Consider the following 3,425-nt stretch of genomic DNA (forward strand, 5'->3'; position numbering starts at 1 on the left):
CTATTTGCGAACCCTCGAATTGGATCCCAAACATTTAGATGCCAGCTTCAAGCTCATGGAGCTGGCGCTCAACCATAAGAAAACCGATTTGGCGCTGAAGGTGATGGAAGGCGCCGTCGAACAGAATCCAGACGAACCATTGGCTTACTACAACCTCATCAGTCTGTACGATAAGTGCAAGATGTTCGAGCAGGCGGAGCAGGCTCGGCAACGGTTGAAAGAACGGTTCGCCAAGCGGAGCAAAGACAGCAGCACATCCTGATTCACTCATACGGAGGAACACGCCATGTTTGGGAGTCTTGGTTTTACGGAGCTCATCCTGATCCTCTTCATCGTGTTGATCATCTTCGGTGCGGGCAAATTGCCGCAGTTGGGAGAAGGGCTCGGCAAAGCGATCAAGGGCTTCAAGAAGTCCGTGCACGAAGCGGAGGCGATCGAGGCCGAGGCTGAAGCCGCGCAGCAGCAACAACAGACGACTCCGTCGCAACAGGCAATTCCGGCGACGCCGGCACCGGCGGCCCCCGTTGTGGAACAGCCGGCTGCACAGCCGGCGACCCACGCCTAAGGCTTCACGGATATGGAAACGGAACTCCAGCTGGCTCTCGGCTACATTGAAACGTTTGCGGGAAACGGCAAAGCGCGCAGTACCGGTGACGGGAAACGTGCCGTCAAGGCCGGCATTCCGCTGCCCCATCATGCTGCGCTCGACAAGGACGAGCGCTGGCTCTACTTTGCAGAGTCCGGTTCAGATCGTATTCGGAGGGTGAATCTCCAAGAGGGAACGCTTCACAACTTTGCTGGGATCGGTGAAACTTGTTATAGCGGGGACGAAGGGCCTTGCGGAGAAGCAGGGCTCTACTTGCCACTCGACGTCGCATTCGATTCGCAGAACCACCTCTATATTTGTGATTCCGGCAGCAACAGAATCCGGAAGGTCGATCGTGAGAGCGGTATCATCACGACGGTCGTTGGGACCGGCCAGCATGGATTCAACGGGGATGGGCCTGCGCTGGAAATCAACCTGACGTGGCCTGCGGCGATTGCCTTCGACAAGAACGACGTGATGTACATCGCCGACACTCAGGCTCACAAGATCCGCCGTTACGATCCGGTTACCGGCATGGTGACGACTGTCGCCGGCACCTGGACCGCCGAAGACGATGCGAGGGATCAGCCGTTGGTTGCGCGTAATCTCGTCGTGCTGTCCGGCGACGCGATCGGTATCGATTTCAGCGACGATCACGGCTGGCTCATGCCCGTCTGTTCAGACGGACTGGACATGTCGATGTACCTGGACGATGGCAAGCCGGCCTTGGAGGCCCGCCTGTATGACGTTGTCGGTATTGCCGTGGATAGCAAGGGCAACGTCATGATCGTCGACAAGGGCAGCAATCGTGTCCGCAAGATCGACCGGCAGACCGGAATTATTTCCACCGTGGCGGGTGTGTGTCGTTACGGGTACGACGGTGATGACAAACCGGCCATCCGCGCGATGCTCCATGCGCCTGAAGCCGTTGTGTTTGATGCTCAGGACAATATGTATGTCTCCGATACGATGAACCATCGGGTGCGGAAGATCGATGCCGTCACCGGCATCATCACGACCGTGGCCGGAAATGGCGACAGCGGTTACGAAGATAAAAATATGGGGGGTTGCGGCGCAGCGCGCTTTGTTGCCAAAGAGTCGGCTGGGGCGCTGAAGCACGGCGATGGCCTGTTGGGTGTGGAAGCAGTGGTGAATTCTCCCGTCGGCTTGGCGTTGGACTCTCACGGCCATCTGTTCATCTGCGAGCGGGGGGAGAACAAGATTCGCCGCGTACGACTGTGGTAGAAACCTGGAGTCGTTCCGATTGGTCATATGATCGTTCTGTGTTATTCTGACCTCGTCGCACCCAGCCGTCGCAGTCATTGAAGGACGTTGGATGGTACGCACGAAGAAGACCGCTTCCCGGCCACTCCTATTCCTTTTGCTCTGCATCCTCGTCGCAGCCGGTGTGCTCGGCGGGTTGGGAATCCCGCTGGTCAGTTCCGAAGGTATCGTCATACGCGCCCATTTTGTCGAAGGCGACCTGCCTACAGCTCCTGAAGATGACGTCTGGTCAAAGATCTCCCCTCTGACGCTTCCCTTGAGCGGACAGGTGATTACGCGACCGGTCTGGCCGGAACCGACGGCAAGAGCGTTGACGGTCAGGACACTTCATAACGGAACTGAGATCGCATTTCTCCTTGAATGGCAGGACAACACGAAGAACGACCGGCTGACACCGGGGACTTTTCGAGACGGAGTCGCAATCGGACTTCCGCTTGGAGATGCTCCTGCGTTCTTCTGCATGGGGCAACTCGACCACTACATCAATATTTGGCATTGGAAAGCCGATTGGCAAAGTGATATTGACCGCCGTGCTGCCAGGAGCACGGATCGGAAGAGGCAGGGTGTGAGAACCTTCGAAGTCATCCCGCGCCGGATCTCCTCCGTCGAGGACCTCATTGGGGGAGGGTTCAGCACGCTGACGACGAAGGAAAAGCAGGGGAGGGTTCAGGGCAAAGCGATGTGGAAGGACGGGGTCTGGCATGTCGTCATGCGACGCCCTCTTTCCAATGAAGAGCAGGAAAACGAAGCCAAACTCATCCCCGGCCGCGTGCAAACGGTGTCCTTTGCCGTCTGGAATGGAGAGAACAAGGAACGGAACGGCCAGAAGGCGGTAGCGCCGTGGTTTCAGCTTGTGATCGATCCTTCTGCAAAGATCTGATCGTGCTGGTATGATGATGAGCAGCAGTAGATTTCCCGGATGACAGCATAGAGGGTATCGAGTCCTACGAGGCAGAGAATTGGGGGATGAATCGAAGAGAGCGGTGAATTCCATAACAAAGGCCCTTCGTCGTGGAAGGGCCTTTGTGTTATGGGGAGCCATCGGTGTGGGAATGATAGTGGGATTCCATCCGGTTGAGGCGATAGGGGTGGATGATTCGCCCATGACCGAGGAAGAAGCATTCACCTTGGGCGAGGAGTTCGGCGTGGTCGTTGGCGAAGTCGACGAAGAGATTCAGAAGATACTCAAGCTGCAACGCCCACAGGGCGTGGCAGTCTTCGAAGTCATCGGAAATTCTCGCGCTGACTATGCGGGGATCAAGGTTCGCTCGGTCATCAAAGAGATCGACAAGCAAGAGATCCGGACCATGCTGGATTTTGGGCGGGCCATCAAGAAGGCGATGAAAGAATGCAATTTCACCGTGGGAACCTACGAGCCGGCGGATCCCGGTGATCCCGTCGGGTGGGGGGTCAATTTTCATTTCGTCGGCTGTAAGAGAGATTAGATGCTGAATCGTCTGACCGGTCGGCTCTGGGGCGTCCTGTTCGTGCTGCTGATGGTTGCGCTCGATCTGGGCGTGTTTCACCGTGAGGACCGGGCGCCGACGCTGCCCAA

Annotated in this window: 5 protein-coding genes; all 5 read left to right on the forward strand. The window is 57.1% G+C overall.

What is annotated here, in order from left to right; all coding sequences use genetic code 11:
* The coding region (locus ACWVCN_RS02495) for a tetratricopeptide repeat protein (protein ID WP_455243933.1) at positions 1–262 on the forward strand (262 nt) is incomplete at its 5' end.
* 24 nt (positions 263–286) lie between these two features.
* The gene (gene tatA, locus ACWVCN_RS02500) at positions 287–565 is read left to right on the forward strand and encodes a twin-arginine translocase TatA/TatE family subunit (protein ID WP_455241757.1); all 279 of its coding nucleotides are present in this window, start codon (positions 287–289) and stop codon (positions 563–565) included.
* A 12-nt stretch (positions 566–577) separates the two neighbouring features.
* Positions 578–1,831 (forward strand): NHL domain-containing protein, encoded by a 1,254-nt coding sequence (locus tag ACWVCN_RS02505; protein ID WP_455243934.1) that lies wholly within the window; start codon positions 578–580, stop codon positions 1,829–1,831.
* Positions 1,832–1,922: 91 nt separating this feature from the next.
* Positions 1,923–2,750, forward strand: a complete 828-nt coding sequence (locus ACWVCN_RS02510) for an ethylbenzene dehydrogenase-related protein (RefSeq protein WP_455243935.1) — start codon at positions 1,923–1,925, stop codon at positions 2,748–2,750.
* Between the two features lie 166 nt (positions 2,751–2,916).
* Complete coding sequence (locus tag ACWVCN_RS02515) at positions 2,917–3,315, forward strand: hypothetical protein (protein WP_455243936.1); 399 nt, start codon at positions 2,917–2,919, stop codon at positions 3,313–3,315.
* The last annotated feature ends 110 nt before the right edge of the window (positions 3,316–3,425 follow it).

The organism is Petrachloros mirabilis, from assembly GCF_975968855.1.